This window comes from Lentzea indica (assembly GCF_012184385.1).
Lineage (GTDB): Bacteria > Actinomycetota > Actinomycetes > Mycobacteriales > Pseudonocardiaceae > Lentzea > Lentzea indica.
Genome location: NZ_VSRL01000012.1, coordinates 63417 through 79391, shown reverse-complemented (window position 1 = coordinate 79391; position 15975 = coordinate 63417). Strand labels below are relative to the sequence as shown.

The 15975-nt window shown below is 65.1% G+C and carries 20 protein-coding genes; 3 read left to right on the top strand and 17 right to left on the bottom strand.

All coding sequences use genetic code 11. The features are described from left to right. The coding region (locus FXN61_RS05755; protein ID WP_446684930.1) for a sunset domain-containing protein at positions 1 to 352 on the top strand (352 nt) is incomplete at its 5' end. Positions 353 to 417: 65 nt separating this feature from the next. On the opposite strand, the gene FXN61_RS05750 is transcribed toward FXN61_RS05755, so the two are convergent. The 4 genes from FXN61_RS05750 to FXN61_RS05735 form a co-directional block, all read right to left on the bottom strand. After that, on the bottom strand, positions 418 to 1467 hold the full coding sequence (locus tag FXN61_RS05750) for a 2-oxoacid:ferredoxin oxidoreductase subunit beta (protein WP_167970906.1): 1050 nt from the start codon (positions 1465 to 1467) through the stop codon (positions 418 to 420). After that, positions 1464 to 3302 (bottom strand): 2-oxoacid:acceptor oxidoreductase subunit alpha, encoded by a 1839-nt coding sequence (locus tag FXN61_RS05745; protein WP_167970905.1) that lies wholly within the window; start codon positions 3300 to 3302, stop codon positions 1464 to 1466. Before FXN61_RS05745 ends, FXN61_RS05750 begins: the two co-directional genes overlap by 4 nt. 211 nt (positions 3303 to 3513) lie before the next feature. Beyond that, positions 3514 to 4254 carry an enoyl-CoA hydratase gene (locus tag FXN61_RS05740; protein ID WP_167970904.1) on the bottom strand — a complete coding sequence of 247 codons (741 nt, stop codon included), beginning with the start codon at positions 4252 to 4254 and terminating at the stop codon, positions 3514 to 3516. A 10-nt stretch (positions 4255 to 4264) separates the two neighbouring features. Next, entirely contained in the window at positions 4265 to 4705 is a 441-nt protein-coding gene (locus FXN61_RS05735; RefSeq protein WP_035913697.1) for an Lrp/AsnC family transcriptional regulator, read from the bottom strand. Between the two features lie 147 nt (positions 4706 to 4852). On the opposite strand from FXN61_RS05735, the gene ddaH reads away from it, so the two are divergent. Further along, positions 4853 to 5665: a dimethylargininase gene (gene ddaH, locus FXN61_RS05730; protein WP_167970917.1), complete on the top strand. Its 813-nt coding sequence runs from the start codon at positions 4853 to 4855 to the stop codon at positions 5663 to 5665. Positions 5666 to 6123: 458 nt separating this feature from the next. Here the strand turns inward: ddaH and FXN61_RS05725 are convergent, their stop codons facing one another. After that, positions 6124 to 7110 (bottom strand): hypothetical protein, encoded by a 987-nt coding sequence (locus tag FXN61_RS05725; protein ID WP_167970903.1) that lies wholly within the window; start codon positions 7108 to 7110, stop codon positions 6124 to 6126. Between the two features lie 194 nt (positions 7111 to 7304). Between FXN61_RS05725 and FXN61_RS05720 the strand changes: the two genes are divergently transcribed. Then, positions 7305 to 7910 carry a hypothetical protein gene (locus tag FXN61_RS05720; RefSeq protein WP_167970902.1) on the top strand — a complete coding sequence of 202 codons (606 nt, stop codon included), beginning with the start codon at positions 7305 to 7307 and terminating at the stop codon, positions 7908 to 7910. A gap of 547 nt (positions 7911 to 8457) precedes the next feature. Here the strand turns inward: FXN61_RS05720 and FXN61_RS05715 are convergent. The 12 genes from FXN61_RS05715 to FXN61_RS05660 all read right to left on the bottom strand — a co-directional run bounded on the left by FXN61_RS05715 (position 8458) and on the right by FXN61_RS05660 (position 15965). Then, a complete protein-coding gene (locus tag FXN61_RS05715) occupies positions 8458 to 9849 on the bottom strand; it encodes a tyrosine-type recombinase/integrase (RefSeq protein WP_167970901.1) in 1392 nt (463 codons plus the stop codon). Then, the gene (locus FXN61_RS05710) at positions 9846 to 10049 is read right to left on the bottom strand and encodes a helix-turn-helix transcriptional regulator (protein ID WP_223165320.1); all 204 of its coding nucleotides are present in this window, start codon (positions 10047 to 10049) and stop codon (positions 9846 to 9848) included. Before FXN61_RS05710 ends, FXN61_RS05715 begins: the two co-directional genes overlap by 4 nt. Further along, positions 10033 to 11382, bottom strand: coding sequence for a replication initiator (locus FXN61_RS05705; RefSeq protein WP_167970900.1), 1350 nt, complete (start codon positions 11380 to 11382; stop codon positions 10033 to 10035). Before FXN61_RS05705 ends, FXN61_RS05710 begins: the two co-directional genes overlap by 17 nt. An 84-nt stretch (positions 11383 to 11466) precedes the next feature. Next, entirely contained in the window at positions 11467 to 12249 is a 783-nt protein-coding gene (locus FXN61_RS05700) for a hypothetical protein (RefSeq protein ID WP_167970899.1), read from the bottom strand. Positions 12250 to 12257: 8 nt separating this feature from the next. Next, positions 12258 to 12443, bottom strand: coding sequence for a hypothetical protein (locus tag FXN61_RS05695; RefSeq protein ID WP_167970898.1), 186 nt, complete (start codon positions 12441 to 12443; stop codon positions 12258 to 12260). After that, positions 12443 to 12757 carry a WhiB family transcriptional regulator gene (locus tag FXN61_RS05690; protein ID WP_312877562.1) on the bottom strand — a complete coding sequence of 105 codons (315 nt, stop codon included), beginning with the start codon at positions 12755 to 12757 and terminating at the stop codon, positions 12443 to 12445. Before FXN61_RS05690 ends, FXN61_RS05695 begins: the two co-directional genes overlap by 1 nt. Next, complete coding sequence (locus FXN61_RS05685; RefSeq protein WP_167970897.1) at positions 12754 to 13218, bottom strand: hypothetical protein; 465 nt, start codon at positions 13216 to 13218, stop codon at positions 12754 to 12756. The genes FXN61_RS05690 and FXN61_RS05685 overlap by 4 nt, the downstream gene beginning before the upstream one ends. Positions 13219 to 13266: 48 nt before the next feature. Continuing rightward, the gene (locus tag FXN61_RS05680) at positions 13267 to 14637 is read right to left on the bottom strand and encodes an FtsK/SpoIIIE domain-containing protein (protein ID WP_312877561.1); all 1371 of its coding nucleotides are present in this window, start codon (positions 14635 to 14637) and stop codon (positions 13267 to 13269) included. Between the two features lie 79 nt (positions 14638 to 14716). Continuing rightward, positions 14717 to 14902, bottom strand: coding sequence for a hypothetical protein (locus tag FXN61_RS05675; RefSeq protein ID WP_030473189.1), 186 nt, complete (start codon positions 14900 to 14902; stop codon positions 14717 to 14719). 3 nt (positions 14903 to 14905) lie between these two features. Then, entirely contained in the window at positions 14906 to 15172 is a 267-nt protein-coding gene (locus FXN61_RS05670; protein ID WP_246290769.1) for a hypothetical protein, read from the bottom strand. Continuing rightward, positions 15169 to 15381, bottom strand: coding sequence for a hypothetical protein (locus tag FXN61_RS05665; RefSeq protein ID WP_167970896.1), 213 nt, complete (start codon positions 15379 to 15381; stop codon positions 15169 to 15171). The genes FXN61_RS05670 and FXN61_RS05665 overlap by 4 nt, the downstream gene beginning before the upstream one ends. A 194-nt stretch (positions 15382 to 15575) precedes the next feature. Then, positions 15576 to 15965 carry a hypothetical protein gene (locus tag FXN61_RS05660; RefSeq protein WP_086666398.1) on the bottom strand — a complete coding sequence of 130 codons (390 nt, stop codon included), beginning with the start codon at positions 15963 to 15965 and terminating at the stop codon, positions 15576 to 15578. Between the last annotated feature and the right edge of the window lie 10 nt (positions 15966 to 15975).

The window sequence follows — 15975 nt, the reverse complement described above, 5'->3', positions numbered from 1 at the left end:
GGCCTTCGAGTCCCCGAAGCCGGAGGCTCCGCCCGCACCCGCACTCCCGGCTCGCCCGCGCCCCGTCGGCTACTCGCCGTCCACGGGCGGCCGTCCGAACGGTGTGCCCAGCGCGTCGTCGGCGCGGTACCAGCAGCCGGAGGGCTTCAACCCGCGTTCGCCGTTCGGCCCCGGCTCGGTGCTGCCGAAGTCGGACGGCCACGCGCCGGCCGCGGACTTCGCGGTGAAGGCGACGCTGACCGGTCGTCGTTACTACACCGAGGGATCCGCGAACTTCGTGGAGACGCGGGCGGACGTGTGGTTCCGCACCGAGGCGGACGCCGAGAAGGCAGGGTTCCGCCCTGCACCCTGATCGGGGTTGATTCCATGCAAAAGGCCCGCCAGCAACGCGCTGGCGGGCCTTTCGTGTGCCGTGGGTCAGCCGACCACGGTCCAGGTGTCCTTGCCGTGCAACAGCTTGCTCAGGTCCGCGGCCTTCGAGGTCTTGGCCTCGTTGACCTGCGCCCGCGCGCTGTCGTCGTACGTCGGCCGGTCCGCGCGCCGGAACACACCGGTGACGGTGTGGGTGAGGTCCTGCGTCGACAGCCGCGAGAGCGCGAACGACAGGTTCAGGTCCGACGCGTCGTGGATGACGACGTCGCTTGCGTCCACGTCCGCGGACTTCGCGACCGCGAGCCCGAAGCCCTCGCGGATCACGCAGTACTCGCCCTCACGACCGAACCGGATCGGCTCGCCGTCGACGACGTTGATGATCCGTCGCTGCGCCTCGTCCGGGTCCTTCAGCACGTCGAACGCGCCGTCGTTGAAGATCGGGCAGTTCTGGTAGATCTCCACGAGCGCCGATCCGCGGTGCTCAGCGGCCTGCCGCAGCACGGAGGTCAGGCCCGCTTTGTCGGAGTCGAGCGCGCGGCCCACGAAGGAAGCCTCCGCGCCCAGCGCCAGCGACACCGGGTTGAACGGGTGGTCCAGCGAGCCGAGCGGGGTCGACTTGGTGACCTTGCCCTCTTCCGAGGTCGGCGAGTACTGGCCCTTGGTGAGGCCGTAGATCCGGTTGTTGAACAGCAGGATCTTGAGGTTCACGTTGCGGCGCAACGTGTGGATCAGGTGGTTGCCGCCGATCGACAGCGCGTCGCCGTCACCGGTCACCACCCACACGCTGAGGTCCGGCCGCGCCACGGCGAGACCCGTGGCGATGGCGGGCGCACGGCCGTGGATGGAGTGCATGCCGTACGTGTTCATGTAGTACGGGAACCGCGAAGAGCAGCCGATGCCCGAGACGAACACGATGTTCTCGCGCTTGAGGCCCAGCGATGGCAGGAACGACTGCACGGCGTTGAGCACGATGTAGTCACCGCAGCCGGGGCACCAGCGGACTTCCTGGTCGGACTTGTAGTCCCTGGCCGTCTGCTTCTCGTCGGTGGTGGGAACCCCGGTCAAGCCGGGGATTCCAAGGTCGATCGCAGTCACGCCGACACCCCCTTGATCACGTCAGCGAGCACGTTCTGCAGCTCTTCCGCCTTGAAGGGCAGGCCCTGCACCTTGGTGTACGAGACCGCGTCCACCAGATACTTCGCCCTCAACAGCAACGCCAGCTGGCCCAAGTTCATTTCCGGCACGATGACCTTTTCGTACGACTTCAGCACCTCGCCCAGGTTCTTCGGGAACGGGTTGAGGTGCCGCAGGTGCGCGTGCGCGACCGGCAGGCCGAGCTTGCGAACCCGGCGCGCCGCCGCGCCGATCGGGCCGTAGGAGGAACCCCAGCCCACGACCAGGACCTTCGCCTCGCCGCTCGGGTCGTCGACCTCGACGTCCGGGACCTCGATGCCGTCGATCTTCGCCTGGCGCAGGCGGACCATCCGGTCGTGGTTCTCGGGGTCGTACGAGATGTTGCCGGTGACGTCCTGCTTCTCCAGACCACCGATGCGGTGCTGCAGACCAGGAGTCCCCGGTACGGCCCACGGACGGGCCAGCGTCTCGGGGTCGCGCGAGTACGGCTGGAAGGTCTCCGGGTCCGTCGCGAACTCGACGCTCAGGTCCGGCAGCGTGTCGACGTCCGGGATCAGCCACGGCTCGGAGCCGTTCGCGACCGCGCCGTCCGAGAGGAACAGCACCGGCGTGCGGTACGTGAGCGCGATCCTGACCGCGTCCACCACGGCGTCGAAGCAGTCGGACGGCGACTGCGGCGCCACGATCGGCACCGGCGACTCGCCGTTGCGGCCGAACATGGCCTGCAGCAGGTCGGCCTGCTCGGTCTTGGTCGGCAGACCGGTGGACGGGCCACCGCGCTGCACGTCGATCACCAGCAGCGGCAGCTCGGTCATCACCGCGAGGCCGATGGTCTCCGACTTCAGCGCGATGCCGGGACCCGACGTCGACGTCACGCCGAGCGCGCCGCCGTAGGACGCGCCGAGCGCGATGCCGATGCCCGCGATCTCGTCCTCGGCCTGCACCGTGGTGATGTCGAAGTTCTTGTGCTTGCTCAGTTCGTGCAGGATGTCCGACGCCGGGGTGATCGGGTACGTGCCGAGCACGACGGGCAGCTTCGAGCGCTGTGCCGCCGCGACGATGCCGTACGCCGTCGCCGTGTTGCCGGTGATCTGGCGGTACGTACCGACGTTGAGCTTCGCGGGCGCCACCTCGTAGGTGACGGCGAAGGCCTCGGTCGTCTCGCCGTAGTTCCAGCCGGCGCGGAACGCCAGGACGTTGGCCTCGGCGATGTCGGGCTTCTTCGCGAACTTCTCGCGCAGGAACCGTTCCGTGCCCTCGGTCGGCCGGTGGTACATCCACGAGAGCAGGCCGAGCGCGAACATGTTCTTCGCGCGCTCGGCGTCCTTCTTGCCGAGCCCGGTCTCCTCCAGCGCGCCGATGGTCAGCGTCGCCATGGCGACCTTGTGCACCTGGAACTTCTCGAGCGACTCGTCCTCGAGCGGGTTCGAGTCGTAGCCGACCTTCGTCAGGTTCCGCTTGGTGAACTCGTCGGTGTTGACGATGAGGATGCCGCCGTCAGGCAGGTCGACGACGTTCGCCTTGAGCGCGGCGGGGTTCATCGCCACGAGGACGTCGGGACGGTCGCCGGGCGTCAGGATGTCGTAGTCGGCGAAGTGCAGCTGGAACGACGAAACGCCGGGGAGGGTGCCCTGTGGTGCGCGGATCTCGGCGGGGAAGTTGGGCTGGGTGGCGAGGTCGTTGCCGAACGCCGCCGCTTCCGACGTGAACCGGTCTCCGGTGAGCTGCATGCCGTCACCGGAGTCGCCGGCGAAGCGGATCACGACGCGATCCAGCTTGCGGGTCTCAGTGCTCATTCCTACGCCGATACCTCTCTCCAAGGGTGGCTGTGCCCCACCGCGAGGGTAGTCGCCGGGACCGCCTGCGAGACGGGCCGTGTACCACCAGGCGAGACGAACTGTCCCATCTGCCGCACCGGGTCCTTAACTAGACGGTAAGCACAGCACTACCAGCGGATACCCGAATGCGGCAGACGTCACCCTCGATACCTGTTACTCAAGGTAACACCTACCGCCCGCTGATCCGAGCCTTCATCGCGGCAAGCCTGGCAGCGAATTCTGGAGTGTCGATCGAAGCCACCTGTGGCCGCAGCTCGGTCTCAACCGCTTCCGCGTGGTCGTGGAGAGCATCGGTCGCCCGCATCGTCGCCTTGATGGTCCGCACGAGTGCTGCTGGAGCCTCCGCAGCCGCCCTCGCCAGCTCTTTTGCTACTGCCAGTGGGTCTTCGGCCTTGGCGTAGGCGAGCCCTTTCTCCACGGCCTCGTCCGCGTCGAGGATCTTGCCGAAGAGCGTCATGGCCGTCGCGGTCTGCGAGTTGGTGATCTTCTGCAACATCCACGTCATGCCGCCGCCGGGGTGGATGCCGAGCTGCAGGAACCTCGCGTCGAACCGCGCCTTGGGCCCGGCGATCCGCACGTCGGCAGCCAGCGCGAGGTTGAGCCCGGCGCCGACCGCGGCCCCGTTGACCGCGGCGATCGTGGGGATTGTTGCGTTCGCCACGGCGAGGAAACCCTTGTAGATCTTCTTGAGGCCTTCGTCCTTCGAGTTGCCGAGCTGCGTGAGGTCCGCGCCGGCGCAGAACGCGGGCGGCGCTCCCGTGACGATCAACGCGTTGGCTTCCTGCTCTGCTTCCGCGACCTTGTCCGCGAGCTCCTGCGACAGGTCGATCGTCAGTGCGTTGCGCCGGTCCGGATCGTTGATCGTGATCACGGCGATGGAATCGTTGTGCTCCAGCAGAACCTCAGCCATGGCCCGAACCCTAGGGTGCGAGCGGCCGGTCCAGGAGCCGGGACAGCACGACCGTCGACACGGTCCTGTCGATGATCTCGACGGCGCGCAGTCGTTCGAGCGCCGTCTCCAGATGATGGATGTCGGCGGCCCTGAGGTGCACGATCGCGTCCGCGGCTCCAGACACCGTGTAAGCAGCGCTGACCTCCGCCATCGGCTCCAGCCGGTGCTGGATGTCGTGCGGCGCCACGTTGCCCTTGCAGTGCACCTCGACGAACGCCTCGGTGCCCCACCCGAGCGCCTCAGGGTCCACCACCGCCGTGAAGCCCCGCAGAACCCCCGTGTCCAGGAGTTTGTCGACTCGCCGCTTCACCGCTGGGGCGCTCAGCCCCACCTCTTTGCCGATCTCCGCGTAGCTCGATCGTGCGTTGGCCATGAGGCACGAAATGATTCGCTGGTCGATGCTGTCCACACGCAACATTCTGCCCTAGTTAACGCAATGTCGCGGCGTTGTTCGATGGTCTAGCTCGCCTTTACATTTCGATCCATGACCGTATCCATCTCCGGGCCCGGCGAGCCGATCACGCTCGACATCGCGCAGCCCCTCGCGCCGACGCGCATGCCGACCACTCGTCGGTACCTCATGTGCCCGCCGACGTACTTCACGGTGGAGTACGCCATCAACCCGTGGATGGATCCGACCCGGCCCACCAGCACCTCGCTGGCAGTGGAGCAGTGGACGGCTCTGAAGGAGACCTACGAGCGCCTCGGCCACGAGGTCAACGTCATCGAGCCTGTTTCGGGTCTGCCGGACATGGTCTTCTCGGCCAACAGCGGCACCGTCATCGACGGCCGAGTCCTCGGCTCCCGCTTCCGCGCCGCCCAGCGCTCCGCCGAGGCCGACCACTTCCGCCGCTGGTTCCTCGGCGCCGGCTACAAGTCCGTCATCATGCCCACCGCGGTGAACGAGGCCGAGGGCGACTTCACCTGGACCGGTTCCTTGTTGCTGGCCGGCACCGGCTTCCGCACGGACCCTCATGCGCATGGTGAGGCCCAGGAGGTTCTGGGTGTCCCGGTCGTCTCACTGCAGCTGGTTGACCCGCGCTTCTACCACCTCGACGTGGCCCTGTTCATGCTCGACGACCAGTCTCCGTCGCCTCTGGTCGCCTACTACCCGGAGGCCTTCTCGCCGGGCTCGCAGCAGGTCCTGCGGAGGTTGTTCCCGGACGCCGTGATCGCCAACGACGACGACGCCGTGTGTCTGGGTTTGAACGCGGTCTCCGACGGCAAGCACGTCGTCATGCCCGTCGAGGCCACTCACCTCGCCGAGCAGGTGGCGCGTCGCGGGTTCGAGCCCGTGTTCGTGGACATCTCGGAACTGCGCAAGTCGGGCGGCGGCCCGAAGTGCTGCACGATGGAACTCCGGGGCTGACCTCGCCCACGCAGTGCCGTTCCGCAGTTCCTGCGTGAAGGCCCTACTTTGTGGGTGACCTGCTCTGATACTGCCAACGACGTCAGTGTTGGCAGGTCACCATCTGCTGCGGACTGCGGCCTTCTGCGGCTGCCTCTGGAACATGTGTGGAACAAAAAGAGCCCCTGGCGAGATCATCGCCGGGGGCTCTGTCGTGGAGTCTAGCTGCGGGAACAACCCTTACACTCTTCAACGAAGAGCCAACATGGTCTGACTTGTCTAGTTGCCCTTCAACCCGCTGCGTGCAGACGTTCGCAGGTCACCAAGCGCGCGTGGACTGTGCGGTGGTCCCAGGCTAACGCTGGTTGGTTGCGGCGGCCGGACGTTACGCCACGAGATGTGACTAGAGGCGCACAGCGATTCTGACGCGGGTAGCGGCACTCTGGCTCCGTCAAACATGAACCACCGATGCCGGACTATCAGGAACCTTCGGTCTCGCTGAACCGCCACTGGATGCCATAGCCGAATCCTGTTTTGAGGTTCTTGAATTCCGCATAGGCTTCCCCGGCTTCGTTGGCTTCGATAATGTTTTCCTCAGGTTGAAGTTCGTCTATCTCGCGATGGAATGCGCTTTCTACCTTGCGAATTGTGCAAGGTAGATCATCCATGTTGAATCGGACTAGCAAGCTGAATGATTCGCACTCGTAATATGGGACGAAGACATAGTGTGGCTTCATCATCTGATTTGCTGGAATCTTGTACTGCAGCGCGTATCGATGTCGCTCGCCTGGGTAGAGAGTTCGCGGAAGCTTAATCTCCACATTGAATCGCGAGTCTGAAAATCGCTTTCGAGTAACGAACTTCCCGCCGAATAGAAGGTTCGTCTGCAGCTCGTGCGGGGCATCTTGATCATTTGGATGCCGAGGCAGCGTGAACGGCATGGAGATGCTATCCGTCGGAGCTCCATGGATGATTATCTCGCGCTCGTCAACAGCCTCAATGCCATCTTCTTGATCCATCCGAACGTAGGCTCTGCATGAAGTTGTGAACCAGTTGGCCGCCGTTTCTGGATGACCCGTGTCGCTCCAGTCGTGCTCGGCTACGATGCGGTTGACAAGATGTTTCATCGATTCGTCAATTCGGCGACGAATTGTCCGGTTGTCGCGACCTGTCTCGCTCGCGAGCCAGCTAATCCTTTTGTCGAGCAGTTGGCTGCTCAAGTCCGGGATGTTGATATTTAGGGCCACGCTTGCGACCTGCTGCATGGACTCAGGAAGCCTGTCGATCAGTCGTGAGAGCTCTGTCAACAGCAGTCCAGCCGCAGTGGCGTCATCAGCTCCCGCATCAGCTTTGGAGACAGTTCGAAGGTTGTCGCCCAGGCGGACATCGGCTAGGAGGCCGCCGAGGCCCGTCCCTCTACGTAGTCGTTTGAGCTCGTCAAGCAGCTTGTCGCGGTCGATCGACATCGATACTCCAGGGCTACACGTGTGTCATGTCAGCTTGTCAACTTTGACGAAGAGGCGCAAGATGACAACATATGATGTCAGTTGACGTTCGACCGGACAGCTTCGTACGCTAGTGGACATGGAGCCGCACTGATGATCAAGGGGACGACGTGGAGACGTTCGGCTGATCTGACCTGAGTACCGAGAGGGACGTCATGTCCGAGGTTCATCTCGTCACGGTTTGTCTGGGCATTGTGACCCTGTCGCTGTTAATTAGCGCCGCAAGCAAGGGGCGTGATCGGTTTGCGTTCAGAGTGATCTCTTCCGATTTTCGTAACGAGGCGGATGTCGAAGGCGAATATTTGATCGGGGAGATCACTGGTGACATTCAGAACATGTCTACCAAAGCAAATGGACTCAGTGAGCTTTATCTAGTGCGCTGGTCTGCAGATCGCCTCGGGTTCTCTTTTTGTAATCCGCGACCAGTGCAGATTAAGGAAGGTGTCGAGAGCATAAGCCTGCCGCTTCGCTTTGAGGGCAAGCAAGATCGCAGGGTCACGTTGGTCTGGAGGTTCCGGACTGAAAAGGGTAGCGCGCCAACCGACCTTGAGGTCGTCCTCGAGGACTCCGAGGGGAAGTTGAATGACCGTCTCGGTTGCCCGAAGGATCCTCGCAACATTGAGCGGCGCCGAGAATTTGTCGAGCGCTTTTCTGGTGCCCCAGGTGGCGAGCTTGCGAGCTTTCTGGTCCTCTATCTAAAGATCAGGATCTGTGACCTCTTATTTACGGCGAAGCGCCTTGTCTGGTTTATGGGCCTTTGAGCGTGCGTTTCGGCTGCCCTGGGTTGACGGCGGCTTGTGCTTAATAACTTTTCTTGCCTGGATGAGGCGATCAGTTCCGGTCGAATAATATCTGAACTGAATGTGGCGCTGATTGACGTAGTATGTTGGTTCCTTGCTGTGCGATGAGTCGACCGGCGCGGTCGCCTTTGTTGAAAGTTGGACACCTCATCGCAACCAACTGTCGGGTCGGCCTTGCACGAGGATGCGCGAAGCACATCGTGGTCGGGCGAACGCATATGCCAGGCGTACTAGACTAGTCTTCCAGTCTGCTAGGTGACTGTTGTTCCGTAGGCGCTCCCCGGAGCATCTAGCGGAGCACGAGTAGACGCGGAGGGCGAGCATGGAGCCGTCGTTACTCTGTCTGCCTGTGCACGCGTAGGTTGTAGAACCTCGTGCACAGGCAGACAGACCTATCACGCGGCGCCTTCGGTACCCGCTTGTTGTAGGATGTATGGCCGTCGGCCGCGACCAGCGACTGACCGCTCCGACGGGCGTCCTGAATTCCTGTTCGGAAGCCGATCGGCGATCAGCCTTCTCCGTTCAGCAGGATGTCGATCTTCTGGTTCGACTTCTCCCGCTGCCCGTCCAGCACCTTCGCGTAGACCTTCAGCAGCACGTCGACCGTGTGCCCAGCGCGCTCCGCGACCTCAGCCGGAGGAAGGCCGGCGGCGAGCCACGTCGAGACCGCCGCGTGTCGGAGTGAGTACGGCGTGTCCGCCAACGGCGACTCGAACTGCTCCGGCGAGAGCGCGAACTCACGAACGCGACCCCAGGCGTGGGTGTAGACCGTCGCGTTGATCGGTCCGCCGCTGATCGTCCCTCGGAACAACCGCCCATCTGGCGTGGTCCCGAAGGTCTCCAGATGCCACCGGAGAACCGCGACCAGCACAGGCGGGATCGGCACACGTCGAACGGCACCCTCAGCCTGCCTCTTCAGAGAACGCGTCTCCCACAACTCGCCGGAGTCGGTGTACCGCCCGTTCGCCCGCGAAGCCGACTTCTCCAGGATGAGTTCACCCCAGCCGGTCTCGGGCAGCTTGCAGTCAGGTTCCCGAAGCCGGTTGACCTCACATGGTCGCAGAGCCGCGTAGTACATCGTCGCGAAGAACCCGTACAGGTAGTCGTACTGCCCGGTCGTGGTGCCCGCGTAGGTCACGGCCGCGAGGCACTGACGCCCTTGAGCCGGGTTCACCACAGACCGCGGGTCAACCTCACTCGTGCCCCGTTGCGTCGAGGACTTCAGTCCGGTGACCGGATTCGCATCAAGTTCGCCGACGTCGACCGCGAACCCGAGCAGGTGGTGAAGCACGCCCCGCCGGGTTCGCATCGTCCACGCCGCCGCAGCCTTGCCATTGAGGTTCCGGCCAAGCGACCGCAGCAACCGGCCAGTTTCGATCTTGTCGGCGAGTTCGCGAACCAGACGCGAGTTCACCTCGATCCAGTCCCCTGCGTCCTGCTCCGTGCCTGACAGCGACCTGTTCCGAGTGTTGTCCGGCAGGAGGCAGGTCGTCAGCACCCGCCGGAGCACCCGAACCGGAGGGGCGCCCTTCTGCGTCGCTACGAACGCGGCCACCGGGATGGCCAAGGTGTCGACGTAGCGCTTCCGCGTGTTGGGCGCCGCCTCCTCCCACGACTCGCTGATGAACTCCTGCGCGAGCTTCAACAGCGACCGCGCGGACTGCTTCTTGACCTCCGACTCCGGCAACCCCGACGTGATGTCGAAGGCTTCGCCCTTCCTGACGAACTGCTTCAGATCGGAGCGCCGGTTGTCCGCGAGCGCCTTGGACTTGTACCACTCCGAGTGCTGCTTTCCGGCCGTCGCCCAGCGGACCCCGTAGGGCTTCGGGCGGACCTTCCCGTTCGCGTCCGGCTTGAGGACCTTGAGCGCGTAGATGCTGACCTTGTAGGTGAGGTTCACGCGGCATCACTCCGCAGGCCGAGCAGCCACGCGGCGAAGTCGGCGCCGGAGATGCGCAGCGCCCCGTTCCGCATCTTGTGCGCGACAGGAGCGGCTCCGGGAATCTGCCGCCACTTGTAGAACGTGTCCTTCGAGATGCGCATCCGGGCGCAGAACTCGTCGGCTGTCATGAAGTCGTCCGGGTTAGGCAGCTCGGACATGGTCAGGTCCCCCCTCCTGTTCGTACTTGCGTAGGCGTTGAGCTCGGACTCGTTCGGCGATGCCAGCCGCGAGCTCGCGTTCCGCGTCGTTGTCGTAGCCGGACCCGGCGTACTGCCAGTCGTTGACGACGACCACGGCCGCGGGATCGAGTTCGAGGCGCTCGAACATTTCGAGCGTCCGGAATGTGCGGCGTTCTTCGCGGATGGCGCGGAACGTGGTCGAGTAGTGCTTGGACTTGGTGAGGAAGTGGCCGCGGAATCCGAGCATGTGCGCCCACTTGCGGAGGTTGAGTTCCTCGAAGTCGGCCAGGCCGCCGAGGTCCCACGCGGTCTGCACCATCCGCCGGTGGTGCTCGGAGATGTGCAGTACGTCGATGTCCAGTTGTGAGCGGATCGGCCGGTCCGCCGTGTCCTTCGCGCCCGTGCCTTTGGTGGCGTACTTGGCGACGTAGCCCGCCAATCGGGCCTCGTTGATCTCGCCGGACTCGTCCTCCACTTGGGAGCCGCGGATTCCTTTGGTGTCGACCTGTTCGCCCCACAGGAGGCGCAGCGCCGAGCCGTCCGGCCGCGTGGTGTCGATCCCGACCGAGCGAGCCGCAGCCTTGATGCAGTCGCCGAGGAGTTCGGCCGTTGCCCAGGCCGGCGTGGGGTCGTGAGGTCCGTCCGGTCCGTCGACGCGAATGACGGCGTGGAAGTGGACCAGGCCCCGCCGCTGGTATTCGGCGACCTTGGCGTACGACAGCCGGGCGTGGTTCTTGAACTCGGAGACCTTCAGGCCGGCCGCGCCAGCGAGCTTGCGGCGCAGGGCGATGGTGAACCGGTGCCACAGCTTGCCCGCGTGTGCCTGCCAGAGCACCGCCCCCATGTAGTCGTAGCTGCCGGGGTCGACGGCGCCGCCGATGCGGGGATCGTCGCCGTGGTGCCATTCGCCGCAGCCCGTGCAGGGCCGGACCTTGCCGGTCGTGATGGTCGGTCGGTTGTGGACCGGGCCGAACGACGGCGCGGTGAGCGTCGCGAAGACCCGAGGCTTCTCGGAGACGTCCGCGGGAACGCCCTTGCTGCCACCAGCCAGGCCCGCGTGCATCAGGTGGTAGGCGTCGGCCGCGTACCGGTCGGAGCAGGCCGGGCAGACCGACTCTCGGCGGTTGCCGCACGGGACCATGACGTCCCCGCCGATGTGCTCGATCACGCCGCCGTTGAGGTCTTGGAGCTGGAAGGCGCCGGACAACCGGATGGGTGCGGCGCATCCGCCGATTGCGGTCACCCGGTCTCGCCATGCCCGGAAGTCGACCGCCTTGACTCGTGCGGTGATGCGGTCTTCCAGAGTGAGCACGGATGAGGCTCCTTCCGTTGTGGAGAAACGAAAAGGCGGGGTACGACCGGTGTTCTGGTCATGCCCCGCGTTGATCGAGATGGGTCAGGCCGCGAGCTGTGCGGCGATGCGTTCCGCGTAGTCCTCAGGCACGTTCAGCGCGTCCTGGACGTCCTGCGCCGTCAGTGCACGGCCTTGAGCGCGGACCTCGTTCGCTTTGGCGTCCAACGCGCCCTGGAGGTGCCCAGGAAGCCGCACGGCGGACCGAACGGGTGCAGGGACAGCAGCGGGGTTCGTGGGAGCGGGAGCGACGACCTGAGCCGCCAGATCACGCGCGGCGTTGCACCGCTGCTGAATGACCGGCATGACTTCGGCCAGCAGGAACACCACGAGCGGGATCACGAGGTGCAGGAACACCATCCCAGCGTTGATCTGCCCGTCCGGAGGCCGCAGCGACGACCACACGTTGGTGACCAGCGTGGCCCCGAGCAGCACCCGCTTGAGCCACTTGACCGGGCGATCATCAACCGCCAGGCCGTGGGAGAGCATCTGCGCTTCCCACCGCAGGAGCGTGATCAGGATTCCGGCGAAGGCCGGTTCCACGAGCCACGCGCCCCACCACATCGGGTCAGACGGCCCGAGGTCCCCGGCGAGGAACGCTTGCACGCCGGTCGCGGTGAAGCCGAGGCCGCAGGTCATGAAGCACCACATGGAGCGCGTGACCGAGACCCGGAACCGATCCGCCCGCACGGCCGCCAGCAACGGGTTCGCAGCGAGCTGGTGGATGTCCTGCGCCTCATCGAGCTGTGCCCGCAGGCGCCGAACAGTTCGAGTCTCGCGAGGTTCGGCGGACTCGGTTTCGTTGCTGTGCTTGGACTTCCCGGACACCTGGCCACCTACTTCCCGTACGCGGCCTTGCGGAGGAGAGTCCCGAGCCAGAGCAGTTCGGCGACGAGCACCAGGAGCCCGACGAAGCCGAACAGGAGGTACATGCAGAACAGCGAGGCCGCAGCGGCGAGCACGATGTGAGCGACGCGGGCGAAGCTGCGGAGATTGACCGGGACGGCGAGTACGAGCTTCATCAGGCCACGTCCTTTGCGTTCCTGGCGGGGTAGTGGATGCGGCGGCGTTCGGCGCCGGACAGGCCGCCCACGACGCCAAAGGCGTTGTCTCGGTACCGAGCGGGTCCGTTCGCTTCCCAGCTGAGTTGGTTCTCTCGGCACTCGGCGAGGACCGGGCAGGTGGCGCACACGGCCTTGGCGGCGGCGGTTCGGCCGGCGGTGTGGAACAGGCTCGGATCGGCGTCGGCGCAGGCGGCCCGGTCGCGCCAGGCGGGCGGTTCGCCGCCGAACAGGAGCTTCATCAGCACGCGGTAGCCGTGCGGTTCGGTGTTCACGCTGCCACCGCCAACCGCGAAGGCGAGCCACGGCGTGCGGCCTGCACAACCTTGGCGACCTCATCGAAGGTGACCTGTTCTGGCGTGCAGGCGGAGAGCCGGAAGGCGTTGGCGAGCACCGCCGCCGAGCTGGACTTGAGCTTGCCGCCCAGCTCGACCACCGAGGCCGACGCGGCCAGCCCCAGTGTGATTCCGGAGCTGGTCCGTCCGGTCGCGGCAACCGACAGAGTTCCCGCGGCTTGCAGGGTCCACGTCAGCTCGACCCCGTGCAGCGAGGCTGCCCAGACCAGCAGGCACGCGAGTCGATCGGGTGCGGTGCCGGAGGTGAACTCGGCGTGCACCGAGCCGGACGGTGTGGAGATGACCAAGCGGTCTGGCCTGGGCAGGCCGAGTGTGCGGATGTGGCCGCGGATCGAGCGGAGCAGGCCGTCCAGACGTCGAGGTGCGCTGTTTTCGGGCATGACAAGGCCTCCACGGTTAGTGGCGAAAAGTGTTGGGGTGAAAGAAAGTCAGGCGATCGAGCGGATGGAACCAGTCTGTCCGTTGCGGACGAACTCCACGAGTTCGCGGATGTTGTCGTCCGTGGTGTAGGCCGCGCGGACTCGTCGGGGAACGCGTGAGCGTTCGTCGGTGCGGTAGCCGATGCCGGCGGTTTCCGGGATGGCGGGGATCTGGTCGGCGATCGCGCCCCGTTCCCGAGCGCCGTCACCCAGCACCATGTCCGGGTGCGTCGGTGACGTGGTGCGCAGGCACACGCGGTTGGGGAACAGGTCCCGGATCGACAGCGTGTCCTTGTCGGGTTCTTGGATGTAGGCGTCTGCGACGTGCAGGGTTGCGCGGCCCATCGAGGTGCCCCGAGCCAGCAGGGCCGTGATCTGCCGGGCGTACTCGGGCCGGTAGGCGACCAGGGAGCCGATCTCGTCCACGATCAGCAGGTTGAGCGGGTACTCACGTGACGGCTCGACCGACCGCAGCCCCGCTCGCTGCATCCGCTTCTGGGTGCGCTCCATGTCGTCGACCCACATTTCGATCAGCTCCAGGCAGTCGCCCGCGTCATCGGCGTAGCGGTTCTCCGTGATCGGCTTGATGGCCGCGAACTCCAGGTACTTCGGGTCGCAGACCCACAGCCGGACGATGCCGTCCCTGATCAGCGGCGCCATCGAGCGCAGCTTGGCGAACGCCAGCGAGTTCTTGCCCGATCCGGTTCCGCCAGCGGTGAGGGTGTGCGTGCCCTGGACGGGTTCGGTCCAGTCGGCGCCGTACTCGTCCTCACCGAGGAGAACCGCCCGCAGGTTCACGTCCTCGGAGTGCTCGGGCATGTCCGGCGCCGGAATGATCTCCGTGAACGGTTCGTCCTGCTGGACCACGAGCGCCACGTAACCGGGCTTCATCAGCTCGATCGCAACGCGTTCAGCCCCGATCGAGTGCGCCAGCTCTTCGGCCTGCCGGGCGAAGTGCATCGGTGACTGGCCCTTGGCTAACTTCACCAACACGGTGTCGATGGACGGCGAGTACGACCGGACACGTACCACGCGCGGATAGTTCGTGACCTTCTTCCGGCGGTGCTCGGTTGTGAGCTTGTGTACGTCCATCAGGTCTCGCCAGCGTCCACCGGAGTAGGCCCCGAACCACCGACGCTGCCAGGCCCTCAGAACCGGCGCGGCCAGCGTGTCGAACGAGTCCGGGTGACCCCGGTACCAAAGCCCGGTCGCACCAGCCGCGCCGCCGAGGACGTAGCCGGTGGTCGTCGGGCCGAGCGTGCAGGCACCGGCAGCGACAGTCGACGGCGCGAGCATCCATTCCGGGTTCCTGGCCAGCCATCGCGCCGCGCGGAACTCGGCGGCTACAACGCGCTTGCTTGCGTTCCACTTCCAGCCCACTGTTGAACTCCTTGGTAGATGCGCGACGGCCGACCCCCGAACGTGTCGAAGATCGGCCGTCGCGTTGATCAGTGCGGATCTAGTCCTTGGGCAGTTGCCCGCGGGCGTAAGACGCTTCCGTGGTCAGCACGCTGACCGAGCGGACGAACCGGCGCCGCAGGTCGGTGAAGCCCTCACGGCGAACCGGGATGCCGTCCATCGCCGTGCGGAGTTGCTTCATTGCCTGGTCCACGTTGGACACGGCGTTGTCGAGCTGGTGAGACATCGATCAGGCTCCCCACTCTTTGGCCTTCAAATTGATCTCGTGCCGCTTGGCTTGCTCCCGGAGCGCACTGAGGTCGTTCCGCGCGGTCCGCAAATGGCCCTTGAGTTCGTCTGGCGTGGCCACTCGCCAGCTGCCAGCTTTTCCAGGTTTCTCACTCATCTTGTTGATGAGATTTTCTAGCGGCACGAGCAGTTCCTCAACGAAGTCCATCGCGCCGACGAACGCGCCGTACCGCTGCTGCGCCCGCTCGTTCAACATCTCTTGGATCAACTGGCCAACCTCTCAGTCCTCGTGTCTCCCACGTAGATGAAGCGGTACAGCGCTTGCTGTAGCTCCAGGTGGTCCCGCCAGCTCTGGCCGACGCACGGGAAGCCGTGCTTCGCAAGGACTTCGCCGACCTCGTGGACGAAGCCGAACGTGAAGCGCGGATCGTCGCCGGCCGGATCGGCGGGTTCGATCGGGTACGAGCGCTCATCCATGCCGAAACTCCTTTCGGGAGGCACGGCAAACCCAGGAACGAAGACGTACCTGGGCTCACCGAATCTCCCGGAGCACACGAAATGCTCCGGATTTAGGCATGGTTCGACTCACTGTGGAATTCTCAAAGAGCAAAAATGAGCGCCCTGGCCCGACTCGAAGCGGGCTACCGGCCTACCGGGCAGGGCTCACGGGACTAGGCCGCGGGAGCCACCACGACCTGGGCCGCCGGGGTGAGGCCATCGGCCTTGAACCACAGGCCGGACGCGGTGATCTTCCCGTCGTCCCCGCGCATCTCGTACGTGTTGATCACGGGGTTGACCAGCTCGATGTAGTCCCCCTCCTCGAACCCCGCACCGGGGTCGCGGGGGAGGTTGACGCGGATCTCTTCGCCCTTCGCCTTGCGGCGGCCCTCGGTCGGTCGGGGCTTGGCGAACAGCACCACCACGAACTGCTCTTCGTTCGTGTGGCGGTCGATCACGGGCACCAACTGCCCGCCGTCCAGCTCGCGCATCTTCACGCAGGGCGTTTCAGTGATCATGAGCTTGTAGTGGGACAGGATCACCGGGATGTCGTTCAGAGCCACGTTGGTACCT